Origin of the sequence: Pseudomonas sp. MAG002Y, assembly GCF_019400845.1 — a bacterium.
In the GTDB taxonomy this organism is placed as follows: Bacteria; Pseudomonadota; Gammaproteobacteria; order Pseudomonadales; family Pseudomonadaceae; genus Chryseomonas; species Chryseomonas luteola.
In genome coordinates this window covers 25938-43279 of record NZ_WOEJ01000004.1, presented here as the reverse complement: position 1 = coordinate 43279, position 17342 = coordinate 25938, and the positions used below count along the sequence as shown (strand labels likewise).

The 17342-nt window shown below is 55.4% G+C and carries 16 protein-coding genes and 2 tRNA genes; 5 read left to right on the top strand and 13 right to left on the bottom strand.

The annotated features are described in order from the left end of the window. Position 1: 1 nt before the first annotated feature. Both GM154_RS07175 and GM154_RS07170 read left to right on the top strand, forming a co-directional pair. Positions 2-613: a chemotaxis protein CheB gene (locus GM154_RS07175; protein ID WP_219651604.1), complete on the top strand. Its 612-nt coding sequence runs from the start codon at positions 2-4 to the stop codon at positions 611-613. Further along, positions 606-1895, top strand: coding sequence for a hybrid sensor histidine kinase/response regulator (locus GM154_RS07170; RefSeq protein ID WP_219651603.1), 1290 nt, complete (start codon positions 606-608; stop codon positions 1893-1895). The genes GM154_RS07175 and GM154_RS07170 overlap by 8 nt, the downstream gene beginning before the upstream one ends. A 66-nt stretch (positions 1896-1961) precedes the next feature. Here GM154_RS07170 and GM154_RS07165 read toward each other — a convergent pair. The 5 genes from GM154_RS07165 to rpsU form a co-directional block, all read right to left on the bottom strand. Further along, positions 1962-2036, bottom strand: a tRNA-Gln gene (locus tag GM154_RS07165). Between the two features lie 18 nt (positions 2037-2054). Then, positions 2055-2131: transfer RNA gene (locus tag GM154_RS07160), tRNA-Ile, on the bottom strand. A gap of 86 nt (positions 2132-2217) precedes the next feature. Beyond that, positions 2218-4068, bottom strand: coding sequence for an RNA polymerase sigma factor RpoD (gene rpoD, locus GM154_RS07155; protein WP_010795991.1), 1851 nt, complete (start codon positions 4066-4068; stop codon positions 2218-2220). 78 nt (positions 4069-4146) lie between these two features. Then, complete coding sequence (dnaG, locus tag GM154_RS07150) at positions 4147-6081, bottom strand: DNA primase (RefSeq protein ID WP_219651601.1); 1935 nt, start codon at positions 6079-6081, stop codon at positions 4147-4149. Between the two features lie 247 nt (positions 6082-6328). After that, complete coding sequence (gene rpsU, locus GM154_RS07145) at positions 6329-6544, bottom strand: 30S ribosomal protein S21 (RefSeq protein WP_010795989.1); 216 nt, start codon at positions 6542-6544, stop codon at positions 6329-6331. A 204-nt stretch (positions 6545-6748) separates the two neighbouring features. Between rpsU and tsaD the strand changes: the two genes are divergently transcribed. After that, the gene (gene tsaD, locus GM154_RS07140) at positions 6749-7774 is read left to right on the top strand and encodes a tRNA (adenosine(37)-N6)-threonylcarbamoyltransferase complex transferase subunit TsaD (protein ID WP_026004189.1); all 1026 of its coding nucleotides are present in this window, start codon (positions 6749-6751) and stop codon (positions 7772-7774) included. 55 nt (positions 7775-7829) lie between these two features. Here tsaD and plsY read toward each other — a convergent pair whose 3' ends face one another. Then, the gene (gene plsY / locus GM154_RS07135) at positions 7830-8399 is read right to left on the bottom strand and encodes a glycerol-3-phosphate 1-O-acyltransferase PlsY (protein ID WP_219651599.1); all 570 of its coding nucleotides are present in this window, start codon (positions 8397-8399) and stop codon (positions 7830-7832) included. A 112-nt stretch (positions 8400-8511) separates the two neighbouring features. On the opposite strand from plsY, the gene folB reads away from it, so the two are divergent. Then, positions 8512-8865 (top strand): dihydroneopterin aldolase, encoded by a 354-nt coding sequence (gene folB / locus GM154_RS07130; RefSeq protein ID WP_010795986.1) that lies wholly within the window; start codon positions 8512-8514, stop codon positions 8863-8865. Further along, entirely contained in the window at positions 8856-9392 is a 537-nt protein-coding gene (folK, locus tag GM154_RS07125) for a 2-amino-4-hydroxy-6-hydroxymethyldihydropteridine diphosphokinase (RefSeq protein ID WP_125888566.1), read from the top strand. The genes folB and folK overlap by 10 nt, the downstream gene beginning before the upstream one ends. On the opposite strand, the gene GM154_RS07120 is transcribed toward folK, so the two are convergent. The 7 genes from GM154_RS07120 to apaG form a co-directional block, all read right to left on the bottom strand. Continuing rightward, positions 9371-10546: a multifunctional CCA addition/repair protein gene (locus GM154_RS07120; protein ID WP_074826852.1), complete on the bottom strand. Its 1176-nt coding sequence runs from the start codon at positions 10544-10546 to the stop codon at positions 9371-9373. The two genes, folK and GM154_RS07120, sit on opposite strands and share 22 nt — an antisense overlap. 91 nt (positions 10547-10637) lie before the next feature. Beyond that, positions 10638-12185: a SpoVR family protein gene (locus tag GM154_RS07115; protein ID WP_219651597.1), complete on the bottom strand. Its 1548-nt coding sequence runs from the start codon at positions 12183-12185 to the stop codon at positions 10638-10640. Further along, a complete protein-coding gene (locus GM154_RS07110) occupies positions 12182-13456 on the bottom strand; it encodes a YeaH/YhbH family protein (RefSeq protein ID WP_219651596.1) in 1275 nt (424 codons plus the stop codon). The genes GM154_RS07115 and GM154_RS07110 overlap by 4 nt, the downstream gene beginning before the upstream one ends. Before the next feature lie 138 nt (positions 13457-13594). Further along, positions 13595-15517 (bottom strand): PrkA family serine protein kinase, encoded by a 1923-nt coding sequence (locus GM154_RS07105; protein ID WP_010795981.1) that lies wholly within the window; start codon positions 15515-15517, stop codon positions 13595-13597. Between the two features lie 259 nt (positions 15518-15776). Further along, positions 15777-16103, bottom strand: a complete 327-nt coding sequence (glpE, locus tag GM154_RS07100; protein ID WP_219651594.1) for a thiosulfate sulfurtransferase GlpE — start codon at positions 16101-16103, stop codon at positions 15777-15779. Between the two features lie 2 nt (positions 16104-16105). Continuing rightward, positions 16106-16927 (bottom strand): symmetrical bis(5'-nucleosyl)-tetraphosphatase, encoded by an 822-nt coding sequence (locus GM154_RS07095; RefSeq protein ID WP_219651593.1) that lies wholly within the window; start codon positions 16925-16927, stop codon positions 16106-16108. Continuing rightward, the gene (apaG, locus tag GM154_RS07090) at positions 16927-17307 is read right to left on the bottom strand and encodes a Co2+/Mg2+ efflux protein ApaG (protein WP_010795978.1); all 381 of its coding nucleotides are present in this window, start codon (positions 17305-17307) and stop codon (positions 16927-16929) included. The genes GM154_RS07095 and apaG overlap by 1 nt, the downstream gene beginning before the upstream one ends. Positions 17308-17342 lie beyond the last annotated feature (35 nt).

Here is a 17342-nt window from a genome sequence, read left to right as displayed (position 1 = left end):
CATGAAACAAGGGCCGGATACCCTCTTTTCGCTGCCGCAGCGGCAAATTGAAGCAATTGTTGTAGGCGCTTCCGCGGGTTGGCTACAAGCACTTAGTGTACTATTGGTCGGCTTGGTCGAAACTTTTCGCCTGCCTATCGTCGTGGTAGTACACATGCCCGAGGACAAGGACAGTAAACTAGCGGAAATTTTCCGACTGCGTCTGGAGATAGACGTCAAGGAAGCAGATGAAAAGGAACCGCTGCACCCTGGCACACTGTACTTTGCGCCGCCTGGGTACCATCTGCTGATCGAACAGGACAAAACGCTCTCCCTGAGCCGGGAAGAGCGTGTGCACTTTTCGCGGCCTTCAATCGACGTATTGTTCGAAAGTGCTGCAGACGTATTTGGCGAGCACCTTTGTGGTGTTCTACTGACCGGAGCCAATGAGGACGGCGCGGCAGGCTTGAGAGCGATCCACCGTGCCGGTGGGTTGACCGTTGTTCAGGATCCGGCTGAAGCCTTCGTGCCTACGATGCCGGAAGCGGCTCTCAAGTTGTTTACTCCTGATTTCATTTTGCCTGTCAGAGACATTAATACATTGCTCGTCGAGCTGGAACAGAACAATGCTTAAAGAAGTGAATACAGCAAAGATTCTCATCGTTGACGATCTTCCAGAGAATCTTTTGGCACTTGAGGCGTTGTTGAAACACGAGGACCTCTCTGTATTCAAGGCAGGTTCTGCCGAGGCTGCGCTTGAGCTATTGCTCGTGCACGAATTTGCGCTTGCCATTCTGGACGTGCAGATGCCGGTCATGAACGGCTTCGAGCTTGCCGAAATGATGCGAAGTACCGAGAAGACCAAACATATTCCAATCGTCTTTGTCAGTGCTGCCGGTCATGACCGCAACTATGCCTTCAAAGGCTATGAGAGCGGAGCTGTAGACTTTCTTTACAAGCCGCTCGACATCCATGCGGTCAAGAGTAAGGTCAGCGTATTCGTGGACCTGTACCGGCACCGCAAGGGCATGCGGCGTCAGCTTGAGGCGCTTGAGCGTAGCCGTCAGGAGCAGGAGGTGCTGCTGGCCGAGCTGCGCCAGACGCAAGTTGAGTTGCAGCATGCGGTGCGGATGCGCGACGACTTCATGTCTATCGTTTCCCATGAGCTGAAGACCCCGCTCAATACCCTGATTCTTGAAGCCCAGCTGCGCAAGATCTACCTGGGCAAGAATAATATGGCAGCTTTTACGCCTGAAAAGCTGATGGAGATGGTCGAGAGGGACGAGCGTCAGGTACAGAAGTTGGTACGTCTGATCGATGACATGCTCGACGTATCCCGTATCCGGACGGGCAAGTTGTCTATCCGACCTTCCCGTTTCGATCTGGTGAAACTGGTTTCCAGTATCGTCGAAAATTTCATGCCGCAACTCAACGCGACTGGCTGTGACGTCACGGTAGAGCTTCCCGAATACATCGAAGGGGAGTGGGACGAATTCCGAATCGAGCAGGTTGTTGCCAATCTGCTTACCAATGCCATGCGCTACGGTGCAGGCAAGCCCGTTCATGTGAAACTGGATGTCAAGGACGGCTGCGCTGTACTTAGCGTACGCGACTTTGGTATCGGTATCTCGCCTGAGAATCAGGAGCGTATTTTCCGCCAGTTTGAGCGCGCTAGTGGAAGCGAAGGCGTTGCAGGGCTGGGCTTGGGGCTTTATATCGCCGATCAGATCGTCAAGGCGCACCGTGGCACGATAGGTGTCTGCAGCATCGAAGGACAGGGGGCTACGTTCAGCGTGACGCTTCCTCTCGGCGAGTCGACGGCGACTGAATCGGCTAAGCCGAGGTTGACCCTGGTAGAGACAGGTATGCATTCCGCGCAGGGCTCGGCCTCCGGATCGTCAGGTCTGAAGGCGTAAGGAGAGCAGAAATAAAAAAGGCTTACCGAGGTAAGCCTTTTTTATTACGCGCTTGGCGCTGAGATATGGCAGGGGCGGCTGGATTCGAACCAACGCATGGCAGGATCAAAACCTGCTGCCTTACCGCTTGGCGACGCCCCTGTGATACTTTCGAATTTCTGGTGGGCCCGGAGAGACTCGAACTCTCGACCAAAGGATTATGAGTCCTCTGCTCTAACCGACTGAGCTACAGGCCCTACGAGAGGGGCGCATTATACCCATATAGAAGCAAATGGCAAAATAAAGCGCATAAAAAACCGGAGCGTTTGCTCCGGTTTTTCATTTACTCGTCGAGGAACGAGCGAAGATGCTCGCTACGAGACGGATGACGCAGCTTACGCAAGGCCTTGGCTTCGATCTGACGAATACGCTCGCGTGTCACATCGAACTGCTTACCGACCTCTTCAAGTGTATGGTCAGTATTCATATCGATGCCGAAACGCATGCGCAGTACCTTGGCTTCACGAGCCGTCAGTCCTGCCAGTACATCGCGAGTCGCTTCTTTCAGGCTTTCGCTGGTCGCTACCTCGATCGGAGACTGCATGGTGGAGTCTTCGATGAAATCACCCAGGTGCGAATCTTCATCATCACCAATCGGTGTTTCCATGGAGATTGGCTCTTTAGCGATCTTCAATACCTTGCGGATCTTGTCCTCAGGCATATCCATACGCTCACCCAGCTCTTCCGGCGTCGGCTCGCGACCCATTTCCTGCAACATCTGGCGGGAAATACGATTGAGCTTGTTGATCGTCTCGATCATGTGAACCGGAATACGGATGGTCCGTGCCTGGTCCGCAATGGAGCGGGTAATCGCCTGACGAATCCACCAGGTCGCATAGGTGGAGAACTTGTAGCCGCGGCGGTATTCGAACTTGTCTACCGCCTTCATCAGACCGATATTGCCTTCCTGGATCAGATCAAGGAACTGCAAGCCACGGTTTGTGTACTTCTTGGCGATCGAAATCACGAGACGCAGGTTGGCCTCAACCATCTCTTTTTTCGCCCGACGAGCCTTGGCTTCGCCGATGGACATGTTGCGGTTGATCTCCTTGATCTCGGCAACTGTCAGATCAAGCTCCTTTTGCAGGGCAATCAGCTTTTCCTGGTTGCGCTGGATATCAGGACGCAGGCGCTCAATCGCTTCGGCATACTTGGGCTTGTTCTTGAGAACCTTGTCTACCCACTCAAGGTTGGTTTCGTTGCTCGGGAACGAACGCAGGAAATCAGCACGGGGCATACGTGCATCACGTACACACAGCTGCATGATGGCGCGTTCCTGGGCACGAACACGATCCAGCGACTCGCGAACGCGGCCTACCAGTATCTCGTACTGCTTGGGTACCAGCTTGATCGGCATGAACAGCGTGGCCAGGGCCACCAGCTCTTCAATGGCCTGATCGCTGCTACGGCCATGCTTCTGGAGCGCCTTTTGGGTTTTCTCCAGTTGTTCGGCTACGGCTGCGAAGCGCTGACGAGCTTCTTCCGGGTCCGGACCGCTTTCGGTCTCTTCCTCGGAATCATCGCTCTCGCTTTCTTCTTCGTCGTCGCTCTGGGCTGCAGCGGCATCCTTGGCCTTGGGCACAGGAATGTCATCGCTTTCGCTCTCAGGCAGCGTGCCGTCATCGGGATCGATGTAGCCGCTGAGAACGTCAGACAGGCGACCGCCTTCGGACGTAACCCGATCATATTCGCTGAGAATGTATTCAACCGAGCCCGGGAAGTGAGCGATAGCGCTCATGACTTCACGGATACCTTCCTCGATACGCTTGGCGATTTCGATTTCGCCTTCACGGGTCAAGAGTTCAACGGTACCCATCTCACGCATGTACATGCGCACGGGGTCGGTGGTACGACCAACATCGCTTTCAACTGCTGCCAGTGCGGCGGCGGCTTCTTCAGCGGCGGCTTCATCGGTATCCGCTTCTGCGAGCAGTAGGGTATCCGCATCCGGAGCTGTTTCGAATACGTTGATCCCCATGTCGTTGATCATGCGGATGATGTCTTCCACCTGTTCTGGATCGGAGATATCCTCCGGCAGGTGATCGTTGACTTCCGAGTACGTCAGGTAACCCTGCTCGCGACCGCGGGCGATCAACTCTTTAAGACGAGATTGCTGTTGCGCTTTTCCGGACATAAACACCCTTCCACGAAGGCATAGGCGGGCAAAAATAAGCTGAGTATTATAGCCGATCAGGCGGCTTTCTTGCCAGAATCAGGTTGATGGCACAGCTGGGCGGCTAAGAAGCTCGCGCAGACGGTCCTTCTCTTCAATGCTGAGTTCGCTTTGGCGCGCCTTGCGGAGCAGCTGTTCAAGGCTGCGTTCACGCTGGCTTGCTGCAAGCCTAGTAATGGTGTCGAAAAACTGTTGTTCAAGGTTATCACCTGAAATCAACCACTCTTTTTCGGCTAAAACACGTAATAGTTTGCCTTGTTCAGTGCCGTGCCAGCGTGCCAGCAGCTGCAACGTGCTCTGTTCGGGCTTCTTCTGCAAGGCATCAACCAGGGCAACAAGAAGCTGTGCGTACTGGTCATTTTCTTCGGCAAGGTTCTTTGCATCCTGAACCTGCAAGGCCAGCGAAGGGCGGTGCACCAGGCTGCGTAATGCGGCAAGCGTAGGCGGTTCAACCTTTACCGGCTCGCGTGGGGCACGCATGGCAGGGTCACCTTTGAAGCCGAACGACTTCTTGCCGCGGAACCCATTTTTCCCGCCATACGAGGGCTTGCCTGTGCGAGTGCTCGGGTAGGGCGCAGCAGGCGCAGGTGAATCATAGCCGCTGTCGTAGTAGGCATCCTGCTCGTAGTAAGGCTCGTCCGTAGGCCGTGGTATCGCGGCTGATGCGCTGGCAAACTGATTGAGCGACTCGTTGTTGAGCCCGGTCAGCTCGGTCAGGCGCAGGCGCATGAGCGCTTTCAGGTTATTTCCCGGGACCTTTTCAATCAGCGGTATGGCCAATGTCGCCAGGTGCGCCTTTCCCTCCAGAGTAGACGGGTCAGCCTCGGCTGCCAGTTGCTGGAAGAAATACTCGGCCAGTGGCAGCGCCTGCTGGACGAAGCGTGCCTGAAACGCGTCCGGGCCCTCTGATCTGACGAGAGAATCTGGATCTTCGCCTTCGGGAAGAAAGAGAAAGCGGATCTTGCGACCGTCCTGTAGGGTGGGGAGCGCTGATTCCAGCGCGCGCCATGCTGCGCTACGACCGGCCTTGTCGCCATCAAAGCAGAACAGAATCTGAGGCACCAGACGAAACAAGCGCTTGATGTGCTCCTCGCTGGTAGACGTACCCAGGGTGGCAACAGCATTTCGTATGCCTTGCTGCGCCAGGGCAATCACGTCCATGTAGCCTTCCACGACAATGATCTCGTCAAGGTCCCGGTTGGCTCTGCGAGCCTCGAACAGCCCGTACAGCTCCTGCCCCTTGTGGAAAACAGGCGTTTCCGGAGAGTTCAGGTACTTGGGTTTCTCATCGCCCAGTACCCGACCGCCAAACGCGATAACGCGTCCACGGCTGTCCTTGATCGGAAAAATGACCCGATCACGGAAGCGATCGTAGCGTTTGCCGTTTTCGGTATTTTCGATCAGCAGGCCGGCCTCGATCATGGCTTTTTGCTGAAGCTCGTCACCTGCCAGATGCTTGAGCAGATTGTCCCAGCCAGGCGGTGCAAATCCCAGACCATAATCACGCGCGATCTCGCCGGTCAGGCCGCGTTTCTTCAGGTAATCCACCGCGGCTTTACGCTGGGGGTGACTCTTGAGCGACTGACGATAGAACGTGGCTGCATCGGCCAGCAGCGCATACAGCGGAGAGTCCACCATCTGCCGCGGCTTGCGTGGGCCGCCACTGGTGCTTTCTTCCCGGGGAACGTCAAGACCGGCTTTTCTGGCCAGCTCTTCAACAGCTTCGGGAAACTCCAGATTGTCATGGTCCATGACAAAGCCGAGGGCATTTCCACCTGCGCCGCAGCCGAAGCAGTAATAGAACTGCTTGTCTGGACTTACGCTGAACGAAGGGCTCTTTTCGTTATGAAAAGGACAGAGCGCACTAAAATTCTTGCCGGTTTTTTTTAGCTTGATGCGTGACCCTACCACTTCGACAATGTCGGTGCGGTTGAGCAGGTCGTCGATAAAGCTCTGGGGGATCAATCCGGCCATGGTGCATTCGGCTCAGGGAGGGCCATTAGCATACGCGATGAAAAACGGTTGCTTTCATGCGCAGGTCGCTTGGTTGAATTATAAATTCGACTATCGAAACTTGAGCATACTAACGCACGTTGCGAAAGGATGTTCAACAGGAAGTGCCAGGCATGGGGCATGCTTGACAGGTGGTGCGGATTAGCAGATCACATACGTTCAGCCCGACCAGTGGTCGGGCGGAGCCGTTAGCCTTGCAGGCGTCTGATCAGTACAGACGCTCGCGGCGGCGCTGTTCGCGCTGCACTTTCTTGGCATGACGCTTAACAGCAGCAGCTGCCTTGCGCTTACGCTCGGAAGTAGGCTTCTCGTAGAACTCGCGGCTGCGAACTTCAGCCAGAACACCGGCTTTTTCGCAAGAGCGCTTGAAACGACGCAGGGCTACGTCGAAGGGTTCGTTTTCTTTGACTTTGACGGCGGGCATCCAGGTCGTACCTTCAATGTTTTACCGGGGGTTGATTCAACGCTTGAGGCCTTGGCCATGTAAAGCGTCGGTTTTTAAGGGTTGCGGATAGTAACGCTTCGCCGGGGTAAATGCAAAGCTTCCGGACGAAAGCACTGGTCTGAGCAAATGGGTGGGATTATCATGCCTTCCTTCATTCATCGTCAGGCCGAAGGCCATCTGCCCATGCGTGTTCTGGGACTCGAAACGTCCTGCGACGAAACAGGTGTCGCACTCTTTGACAGCGAACGTGGACTTTTGTCCGATGCGCTATTCAGTCAAATCGATTTGCATCGTGTTTATGGTGGGGTAGTGCCTGAATTGGCCTCCCGTGACCATGTAAAACGAATGCTTCCTCTTATTAATCAGGTATTGGCTGAGGCAGGCAGCAAGCCGGCCGATGTCGATGCCATTGCCTATACGGCCGGTCCGGGCCTGGTCGGTGCGCTGCTGGTAGGCGCCTCCTTTGCTCAGGCGCTGAGTCTGGCATGGGGTGTTCCGGCGTTGGGGGTTCATCACATGGAAGGCCATTTGTTGGCGCCCATGCTGGAGGAGCAGCCGCCGGAATTTCCGTTCGTCGCCTTGTTGGTGTCTGGTGGCCATACGCAGCTTGTACGGGTGGACGGTATCGGCCGTTATCAGCTTCTGGGCGAGTCGGTAGACGATGCTGCGGGGGAAGCCTTTGACAAGACTGCCAAGCTCCTGGGGCTCGGTTATCCAGGCGGGCCGGAGATTGCTCGACTTGCGCTCAATGGCAATCCTGATCGCTTTGTCTTTCCGCGTCCGATGACAGACCGGCCTGGTCTGGATTTCAGCTTCAGCGGTTTAAAGACTTTTGCACTCAACACTTGGCAGCAATGCGAGGCGGCAGGGGATAACAGTGAGCAGACGCGTTGCGATATCGCCTTGGCCTTTCAGCGTGCGGTCGTCGAGACGCTGACGATCAAGTGCAAGCGTGCCCTTAAGCAAACAGGCCTCAAGTCTCTGGTAATTGCTGGCGGTGTCAGCGCCAATACTGCGCTGAGAACTTCGTTGGAGACCATGCTCAAGGAGCTACGTGGTCATGTCTTTTATGCCCGCCCACGTTTCTGTACGGACAACGGCGCCATGATTGCGTATGCCGGTTGCCAGCGTCTGCTGGCCGGTCAGCAGGATGGCCCCGCCATTCAGGTGCAGGCGCGTTGGCCAATGGAACAGTTGCCGGCGGTCTGAGTAACGTTAAGGGCGTGGTCTGGCAAATGTTTTGAGATAAAAGCTGCCACGCTCTCTAGAAGTGACGTTCTCGCCCTGCCAGCAAGGCTTTGAGATTGGCACGATGGCGAAGCACGATAAGGATGGTCAGCGCGAGCAGAGGCAATAACGCGGCATGTTGTTGCCAGGCGATAAGCGGCAGGCACAGCAACGTGGCGGCCAGTGCAGCCAGGGAGCTGATACGGGTCATTGCGAAGACGATTCCCCAGGTGCCAGCCGCCAGCAATGCAGCCCAGGGATACAGGCCTAGCAACATACCGGCCGCTGTGGCGACGCCTTTGCCGCCGCGAAACTGAAAGTAGAGCGGATAGACATGGCCCAGTACTGCTGCCAGACCGATCCAGGCCTGCTCGACCTCTGACAGGCCCAGGGTACGTGCCAGGAGAATGGGGACGAGGCTTTTGCTCAGGTCGCCTAGTAATGTCAGGATGGCAAGGCGCTTGCCACCAAGACGAAACATGTTGGTTGCACCGGGATTGCCTGATCCACTGGTTCTGGGATCGTTAAGGCCAAAGGCGCGGCTGAGCAGGACGGCAAACGATACGGAGCCGAGCAGGTAGGCAAAAGTGGCCAGCAACCAAACCATGATGATGTTCCCGGAGGGGCAGTCCCTTCAGATTCTAATGGGAATCTTCGTCTGACCGCGATACGGTGGCTGGGCTTTTCAAATAATGCGCATATGGGCGCTGGAGAGGGTCGTGGACAAGGTATTCATCGAGGGACTGGAAGTTGACACCGTTATTGGTGTGTATGACTGGGAGCGCGAAATTCGTCAATGCTTGCGTCTGGATGTCACCATGGCTTGGGACATTCGTCCTTCCGCCGAGAGCGATGAACTAGACAAGACGTTGAATTACGCCGCGGTGGCAGAACGTATTACAGCGTTCGCCCAGCAGTCGAGCTTCCAGCTGGTCGAGACGTTTGCTGAGCGTCTGGCCAGTCTCTTGATGCAGGAGTTTCAATTGCCCGGGTTGCGGCTGAAGATTACCAAACCGGGTGCCGTACCGACGGCGGCAGGGGTTGGTGTGGAGATCGAGCGCGGATGTCTCTGACCACGGTATACCTGGGCCTTGGCAGCAATACCGCGCGTGAGCAGCATCTGACGGCGGCACTGGAGGCCTTGTCCGCCTTATGCGGAGAGCTGGCATGCTCTCCCGTCTTTGAAAGCGAGGCCGTGGGTATCAAGAGCGAGCCGTTCTTCAACCTGGTCGTCAAGGCCCAGACAGAATTGTCCCTGGCTGACTTGAGTGTTCGCTTAAAGCACATCGAGGCTGATAATGGTCGATACGCGGCAGATCGTACGGGTTTGCCGCTTGATATCGACATTCTGACCTATGGCGATCTCGTAGGAAACCTGGATGGGCTGATTCTGCCGCGGGCAGAAATTCTCAAGAATGCCTTCGTGCTTTGGCCGCTCTCGTTATTAGCCGCCACAGTCAGGCATCCTGTCGATGGCCGTGATTACGCTTCTCTTTGGGCTGCGATGCCCAAGGTCCAGCGTTTATGGCCGGTACCGTTTACATGGCGTGGACAGGCATTGACGCCAGCCACGCTGTGTCAGGCCTTTCCAGCTGAATAGTCACGGCAATACGCCTCGATGGCCTCGAGGCGCGACTGCTTCAAAGCCTCCCCAAGTTCGGCGCCTTTAAGTCCTCTCTCCAATAAAGGTTGTACTGTTACTGCGCGTGCAGCCTGCGCAACCGAGCGCATGTAATTTGCCTGCGCATAGGGGAGTGCTGCGTCATAGTGGTCCATTTCACAGGCTTGAAGGAACTCCTCGAAGCGAGCCGGCCGACGGAACAGGTCGAAGCACTGGAATAGCGCCAGAAGCGCTGTTGAGCTCAGCTCGGCTGCACGCTGGACGTGCGGGTGATACTGGCTGACCAATAACGCCAGCTCACTGCAGTCACGCGGCAACTTGAAGCGGTTATTGATGGCTTCGATCGTGTCGGTAACCTGGTTTGGCTCGTGTTGATCGCCCTTCACCTGCATGAGTAGACATGACCAGCGTATGGGAAGGGGTTGCTTATGACTGGCGCATTGGCGCAGTACCCGCAAGGTATGGCTGGTAGACGGATCGGCATCGGCTTTGAGCAGGGAGTCGATCTCGGGTATCAGTACAGCCAGCGCACCACAGACATGCAGGGTCTGAATGAAAACATCCGGCCTTGACTCCATCAGCGCCCGGGAGATTTCTTTCCACATGCGCTCGGGTGTCAGGGCGTCCAGTTCACCGCTGGTCGCCATGCGCTGCATCAGCTCAAGGGTCTCCGGAGCGACATTGAACCCAAGCGGAGCATAGCGGGCCGCAAAACGAGCTACGCGCAGTACCCGCAATGGGTCCTCCATGAACGCTGGGGACACATGGCGCAGCAGACGTGCATGTAGATCCTTCAGGCCACCATAGGGATCAATCACGTGGCCCGCTTCGTCTTCTGCCATTGCGTTGATGGTCAGATCGCGGCGGATGAGATCGTCTTCCAGGGTGACGTCCGGGTCTGCAAAAAAGGTGAAGCCGCCATAGCCACGACCGCTTTTACGTTCAGTGCGCGCCAGGGCGTATTCCTCACCGGTCTTGGGATGAAGGAAGACGGGAAAGTCCGCACCGACGGGGCGAAAACCCTGAGCGGTAAGCTCTTCAGCGGTACCTCCGACAACAACCCAATCGACTTCCGTAACGGGCTGCCCTAGCAATCGATCCCGGACCGCGCCACCCACCTTGTATATCTGCATGCTTCACCTCCTGAAGGCAGCAGGATAACGATGAAGTAGGTAAACGCCAAAAAGGATGTAAAGAAACAAGGCCTCACAGGAGGCCTTGGATTTAGATGGGCGAGATAGCGATGTCGGTACGCCGAGGGTCAAGGTCCCGGTGGCCGTCCCGGGGCGGAACGTGCTGGGTACTGACGATCTGATCGCCCTGAGCGGTTTCAAGGTGAATGTCAAAGCCCCATAAGCGATGCAAGTGCTTGAGTACCTCCTCGGTAGAATCGCCCAGGGGTTTGCGATCATGCTGGGTATGCCGCAACGTGAGCGAGCGATCACCGCGACGGTTGATATTCCAGATCTGGATATTAGGCTCACGATTGCCCAGGTTGTACTGGGCTGCCAGCTGCTCACGAATCAGGCGATAACCCCGATCATCATGAATTGCCGCGACTTCCAGCTCATCACGGTGATCATCGTCCAGAATGCTGAACAGCTTGAGATCCCGGATAACCTTGGGCGACAGGAATTGAAGGATAAAGCTTTCGTCCTTGAAGCTCTTCATCGCGAACGTAACGGTAGAGAGCCAGTCGCTGCCTGCGATATCCGGAAACCAGCGCTTGTCTTCTTCGGTAGGACTCTCACAGATCCGGCGAATATCGCGGAACATGGAAAAGCCCAAGGTGTAAGGGTTGATGCCGCTGTAATAGGGGCTGTCGAAGCTTGGCTGGTAGATCACGCCTGAGTGAGACTGCAGGAACTCGAACATGAAGCCATCGGTTACGAGGCCTTCATCGTAGAGATCGTTGAGCAAGGTGTAATGCCAGAAGGTTGCCCAGCCTTCATTCATTACCTGCGTTTGCCGCTGCGGATAGAAGTACTGAGCGATCTTGCGCACGATCCGGATAACTTCACGCTGCCAGGGCTCTAGCAGCGGGGCATGTTTCTCAAGAAAATAAAGAATATTTTCCTGAGGCTCAGACGGGAAACGCGCATCCTCTTCGTGTTTATCCTTGTCGCCCATCTTGGGGATGGTGCGCCAGAGATCATTTACCTGTCGCTGCAGGAGCTCCTCACGCTCCTTTTGCCGACGGCGCTCCTCTTCAGCGGAAATGGGATAGGGCCGCTTGTAGCGATCCACACCATAATTCATGAGCGCATGGCATGAATCGAGGAGGTCCTCTACCGCATCGATGCCATGGCGTTCTTCGCATTGCGTGATGTACTGCTTGGCGAACACTAGGTAATCGATGATGGAGCTGGCGTCTGTCCAGGTCCGGAACAAGTAGTTGCCCTTGAAGAAGCTGTTATGCCCATAACAGGCGTGGGCAATTACGAGGGCCTGCATCGTGATGGTGTTTTCCTCCATCAGATAGGCGATGCAAGGATCCGAATTGATCACGATTTCATAGGCCAAGCCCATCTGCCCGCGCTTATAATGCTTTTCGGTATGCAGGAAGTGCTTACCATAAGACCAGTGGTTATAGCCGATAGGCATGCCAACAGACGCGTAAGCGTCCATCATCTGCTCGGCTGTGATGATTTCAATTTGGTTGGGATAAGTATCCAGCGCATAGCGCTTGGCGATACGACCGATTTCCCGGTCGTAGGCCTGTACGAGCTCGAATGTCCATTCCGAGCCGGTGGAAATAGGCTGACGCTTCATGACACAAGCCTCCGCTGGAACAGTTCACGAAACACCGGGTAGATGTCGGCAGCCGATACGATCTGCTGTTGCGAAAAGGACTCGGGAAACGCCCCGCGCACCTGTTCGTATTCGTACCACAAGGCCTGATGTTCCCGTGGCGTGATCTCTACATAGGTGTAGTACTGCATGAACGGCAGTATCTGGCGGACTAGGATATCCCTGCAGATAGGCGAGTCGTCATTCCAGTTGTCACCGTCCGAGGCCTGCGCGGCATACAGGTTCCACTCGTTGAGGGGATACCGCTCCGCCATGATTTCCTGCATGAGCTTCAATGCACTGGATACAATCGTGCCGCCCGTTTCACGGGAATAGAAAAACTCCTCTTCATCCACTTCACGCGCGCTAGTGTGGTGACGAATAAACACCACATCGATTCGCTCGTAATTACGCTTGAGAAACAGATAGAGCAGGATGAAAAAGCGCTTGGCGATGTCTTTAGTCGCCTGAGTCATCGAGCCGGAAACATCCATCAGACAGAACATCACGGCCTTTGAGCTTGGCGTAGGCTGTTTGCTCAACAGGTTGTACTTGAGGTCAAAGGTATCCAGGAATGGGACCTTATCGATCCGGGCGCGCAGACGCACAATCTCGGCTTCGAGCGCCTGGATATCAGTGATGTTGTCCGGCTCCTCGACACGCAGGCGTGCAAGCTCTGCCTTGACTTCGCGCAGCTTGTTGCGGCTCCCGCCCGACAGAGCAATTCGCCGGGCATGAGCGGAGCGTAAAGTCCGGATGATATTGATGCGCGACGGGTTCCCTTCGCTGCTGATACCAGCACGTACTGTCTTGAACGTGTCACTGCCGGTCAGCTGTTTTTTCACCAGATTCGGCAGTTCAAGATCCTCGAACATGAAGTCGAGAAATTCGTCCTGGGTAATCTGGAACACGAAGTCATCCATGCCTTCGCCACTGTTGCTGGCCTTGCCTTGGCCTGCGCCACCACCACCGCCTCCTTGGGGGCGCGGAATGCGGTCTCCTGAAGAAAACTCCTTGTTACCGGGATGAACGGTCGTTTGCTTGCCGCCACGACCGTGATGCAGCACGGGCTCATCAATGTCGCGGCCAGGAATACTGATTTGCTCGCCATGCTCCATATCGGTAATGGAACGGCGGCTCACGGCCTCTTCGACCGCCTTCTTGATGTGCTCGCGGTAACGCCGCAGAAAACGTGTACGGTTTACCGTGCTCTTATTCTTGCCATTCAAACGCCGGTCGATGACATAACTCATAGACGCCCTCCGGGCTCGGAAATGGAGCAGTCCGCGGTCCTACGATAGGCTTGGCATATTGCGATTTGCCTACCGCCGGACAGGTCACGGCAGAGCACGGTCACGCCGCCTCTGCCTGTGACGATACGACTGCGTTCTTTACTGCGATTTCCGTACCCGCAGATACCACTCGGACAGCAACCGCACTTGCTTCTCGGTATAGCCGCGCTCGACCATGCGAGTCACAAAGTCGTTGTGTTTTTGTTGGTCCTCCTTGCTTGCCTTGGCGTTGAAGCTGATAACCGGCAGGAGATCCTCGGTGTTCGAGAACATCTTCTTCTCGATGACCGTGCGCAGCTTCTCGTAAGAGAGCCAGCTGGGATTCTTGCCATTGTTATTGGCACGCGCGCGCAGCACAAAGTTGACGATCTCGTTGCGGAAGTCTTTTGGGTTGCTGATGCCTGCCGGCTTCTCGATCTTCTCCAGCTCCTCGTTCAGCGCCGCGCGATTGAGAATTTCACCTGTTTCCGGGTCACGGTATTCCTGATCCTGAATCCAGAAATCGGCGTACAAGACGTAGCGGTCAAAAATGTTCTGTCCGTATTCGCTGTACGATTCAAGGTAGGCGGTTTGAATCTCTTTGCCGATGAACTCGACATAACGAGGTGCCAAGTATTCCTTGATAAAGCGCATGTAGCGCTCGCGGACTTCTGCCGGAAACTGCTCCTGCTCGATCTGCTGCTCAAGCACATACAGCAAATGAACAGGGTTGGCTGCAATCTCGTTGGCATCGAAGTTGAAGACACGTGAAAGAATCTTAAAGGCAAAACGGGTCGACAAACCGTTCATGCCTTCATCGACACCTGCTGTGTCGCGATACTCCTGAATCGATTTGGCCTTGGGGTCGGTGTCCTTCAGGTTTTCACCGTCGTACACTCGCATCTTGGAGTAGATATTCGAGTTTTCAGGCTCTTTCAGGCGTGAAAGTACAGAAAACTGCGCCAACATTTTGAGCGTATCGGGCGCGCAATGAGCCTTGGATAGAGAGCTGTTAATGAGGAGCTTGTCGTAGATCTTCATCTCATCCGAAACACGCAGGCAATACGGGACCTTGACGATGTAGATACGGTCGATGAAGGCCTCGTTATTCTTATTGTTACGGAAGGTATGCCATTCTGATTCGTTGGAGTGCGCCAGGATGATCCCGCTGTAGGGCAGGGCACCCAGACCTTCGGTACTGTTGTAGTTGCCTTCCTGAGTCGCGGTCAGGAGTGGGTGCAGCACCTTGATAGGTGCCTTGAACATTTCCACAAATTCCATCAAGCCTTGGTTGGCTCGGCATAAAGCACCTGAGTAGCTATAGGCGTCTGCATCGTTTTGCGGATATTCCTCAAGCTTGCGAATGTCGACCTTGCCGACCAGCGCGGAAATGTCCTGGTTGTTCTCATCGCCTGGCTCGGTCTTGGCGATAGCGATCTGGTTAAGGATGGAAGGATGCAGCTTTACAACACGGAACTTGCTGATATCTCCGCCAAACTCCTGCAATCGCTTGGCTGCCCAAGGTGACATGATGCTGCGCAGATAGTGGCGAGGAATGCCATAGTCCTCTTCAAGAATCTGGCCATCTTCATCAGGATTGAATAGGCCCAGCGGAGATTCAAAGACCGGAGAGTCCTTGATGGCATAAAACGGAACACGCTCGATCAGCTGCTTGAGCTTTTCCGCCAATGACGATTTACCGCCCCCTACAGGACCCAGGAGATAAAGGATTTGCTTTTTCTCTTCGAGGCCTTGGGCAGCATGCCGAAAATACGAAACGATCTGCTCGATGCAATCTTCCATCCCGTGGAAGTCTGCAAAAGCAGGGTAACGACGGATCACCTTGTTGGAAAAGATGCGCGAAAGGCGCGGATCGCTGGCGGTATCTACCAGCTCCGGTTCACCAATAGCCATGAGCATGCGCTCAGCGGCACTGGCATAGGCAGTACGGTCCTTCTTGCAGATCTCAAGATATTCCTGAAGGGAATATTCTTCCTGACGAGTCGCTTCGAAACGCCCCTGGAAGTGACTGAAAATGCTCATGACGTCTCCTCGCTGGATACCCTCGAGCCGGCTGGGATCGGTCGTACGCGTGCACGGAAAACAGCAACAGTCGACGGAGCAACCGTTTGGAATTCCCCCGAACACCTAATGGTCGTACCGATGGCCCGCCGGAAATCCGGCTCCCTGAATGGGAAGGCCTAATCCAAGAATAGTCTGATTATGGAGATGTGGAAGCCCCTCTTTAGACTTATGTGTAACGGGATCGTCAAAAGCGTGTGCTAAGCACTTGAAGGATCAATCAAAACGAGCCGCTTTCCGTCTCGTCGGGATATACGCTTCGCCAGACTTCGAAGCCACCATCGAGGCTGTAGACTTCGCTGAAGCCCTGCTGGGAAAAAAAGGCGGCAGCGCTCTGGCTTGAATGACCGTGGTAGCACACGACAACCAGCGGCTGATCCATATCGGTCTGGGCCATGAAGTCGGGCAGGGTCTGGTTATCGATCCGCTGAGAGCCCGCAATATGCAGGGTGGCGTAGCTATGAGGGTCGCGGATATCCACAACTGTTGCGCCACGCTGGCGCAGCTCCAGCGCCTGTTCAGGATCAATGCAGTGAAACTCGCTCATCTTTAGCCTCCTTCCTGGCAGGCGCAACTGTGGCGCTCGCCGGTATCGACATTCATTAAGGTCATTTTGTTGCCCCAGACACAGCCGGTATCCAGCGCAAACACGCCAGGCTCATCGCAGCGGCCTTCAAGTGCCGCCCAATGGCCAAAGATCAGCCGATGCTGACGCGTCAGACGACCAGGATGGCTGAACCAGGGGGCATAGCCGTCAGGCGCACTGCCGGAGGCTTCCTTGGTTTTCAACTCCAGCGTGCCGTCCGGTGCGCAGAAACGCATGCGCGTCAGGTAGTTGGTAATAACACGCCAGCGAGTGGCCCCTTCCAGGCTGTCTTCCCAGAGTGCCGGCTCATTGCCGTACATGCCGTCTATGAATTGTGGAAAGTGCTCATCATCCCGCAGAACAGCTTCTACTTCCTTGGCCAGGGAGAGTGCCTTTTCCAGCGTCCACTGCGGCGGCAGACCAGCATGAACCAAAATCGTATCGCGCGGCTCATCGTAATGAAGAAGCGGCTGCTGGCGAAGCCAAGAGAGCAGCTCGTCGCAGTCTGACGCCTTGAGGATCTTGCGCAGCGTATCGCTTTTCTTCATGCGTTCGGGATGGAGCGAAACCGCCAGAAGATGAAGGTCATGGTTGCCCAGTACGGTGACGATGGATTCCCGCATGTCATACAGGAAACGCAGCGTTTCCAGTGATTGCGGGCCACGGTTGACCAGGTCACCAACCAGCCAGAGACGGTCCTGGGCAGGATCGAAGTCTACTTCTTCGAGCAGGCACTTGAGCGGGTCAAGGCAACCTTGCAAGTCGCCAACGGCATAAAGCGTCATCAGTGTAAGGAACCTGGAACAGCGAGGCGGAAGGGCGCAATAACGGCATCGAAGGTATGGCCGTCACTGGCCTCCATCTGATAACTGCCACGCATACTGCCTACGCGGGTTTCGAGCACCGTACCGCTGCTGTATTGGTGCGTTGCTCCTGGTGCAAGTACAGGCTGTTCGCCTACCACACCAGCACCGCGCACCTCCTGGGTTCGACCATTGCCATCGGTAATGATCCAGTGCCGTGCATGCAGCTGTGCCGGCAGACTGCCCTCATTGGTAATGGTGACGTCATAGGCGAAGGCGAAGCGATTCTGCGCCTCCTGAGACTGCTCGGGCAGGTAGCGTGTGGAAACAGCTACTTTAATGGAATAGCGTGGGTCGGACACTGAGGCTGACCTCTTAAATATTCAGGTTATTCAGA

What these genes read in the sequence shown, in the direction of transcription:
- GM154_RS07175 (WP_219651604.1), top strand. Translation starts at nt 2, where the DNA reads ATGAAACAAGGGCCGGATACCCTCTTTTCGCTGCCGCAGCGGCAAATT.
- GM154_RS07170 (WP_219651603.1), top strand. Translation starts at nt 606, where the DNA reads ATGCTTAAAGAAGTGAATACAGCAAAGATTCTCATCGTTGACGATCTT.
- rpoD (WP_010795991.1), bottom strand. Translation starts at nt 4,068, where the DNA reads ATGTCCGGAAAAGCGCAACAGCAATCTCGTCTTAAAGAGTTGATCGCC.
- dnaG (WP_219651601.1), bottom strand. Translation starts at nt 6,081, where the DNA reads ATGGCCGGATTGATCCCCCAGAGCTTTATCGACGACCTGCTCAACCGC.
- rpsU (WP_010795989.1), bottom strand. Translation starts at nt 6,544, where the DNA reads ATGCCCGCCGTCAAAGTCAAAGAAAACGAACCCTTCGACGTAGCCCTG.
- tsaD (WP_026004189.1), top strand. Translation starts at nt 6,749, where the DNA reads ATGCGTGTTCTGGGACTCGAAACGTCCTGCGACGAAACAGGTGTCGCA.
- plsY (WP_219651599.1), bottom strand. Translation starts at nt 8,399, where the DNA reads ATGGTTTGGTTGCTGGCCACTTTTGCCTACCTGCTCGGCTCCGTATCG.
- folK (WP_125888566.1), top strand. Translation starts at nt 8,856, where the DNA reads ATGTCTCTGACCACGGTATACCTGGGCCTTGGCAGCAATACCGCGCGT.
- GM154_RS07120 (WP_074826852.1), bottom strand. Translation starts at nt 10,546, where the DNA reads ATGCAGATATACAAGGTGGGTGGCGCGGTCCGGGATCGATTGCTAGGG.
- GM154_RS07115 (WP_219651597.1), bottom strand. Translation starts at nt 12,185, where the DNA reads ATGAAGCGTCAGCCTATTTCCACCGGCTCGGAATGGACATTCGAGCTC.
- GM154_RS07110 (WP_219651596.1), bottom strand. Translation starts at nt 13,456, where the DNA reads ATGAGTTATGTCATCGACCGGCGTTTGAATGGCAAGAATAAGAGCACG.
- GM154_RS07105 (WP_010795981.1), bottom strand. Translation starts at nt 15,517, where the DNA reads ATGAGCATTTTCAGTCACTTCCAGGGGCGTTTCGAAGCGACTCGTCAG.
- glpE (WP_219651594.1), bottom strand. Translation starts at nt 16,103, where the DNA reads ATGAGCGAGTTTCACTGCATTGATCCTGAACAGGCGCTGGAGCTGCGC.
- GM154_RS07095 (WP_219651593.1), bottom strand. Translation starts at nt 16,927, where the DNA reads ATGACGCTTTATGCCGTTGGCGACTTGCAAGGTTGCCTTGACCCGCTC.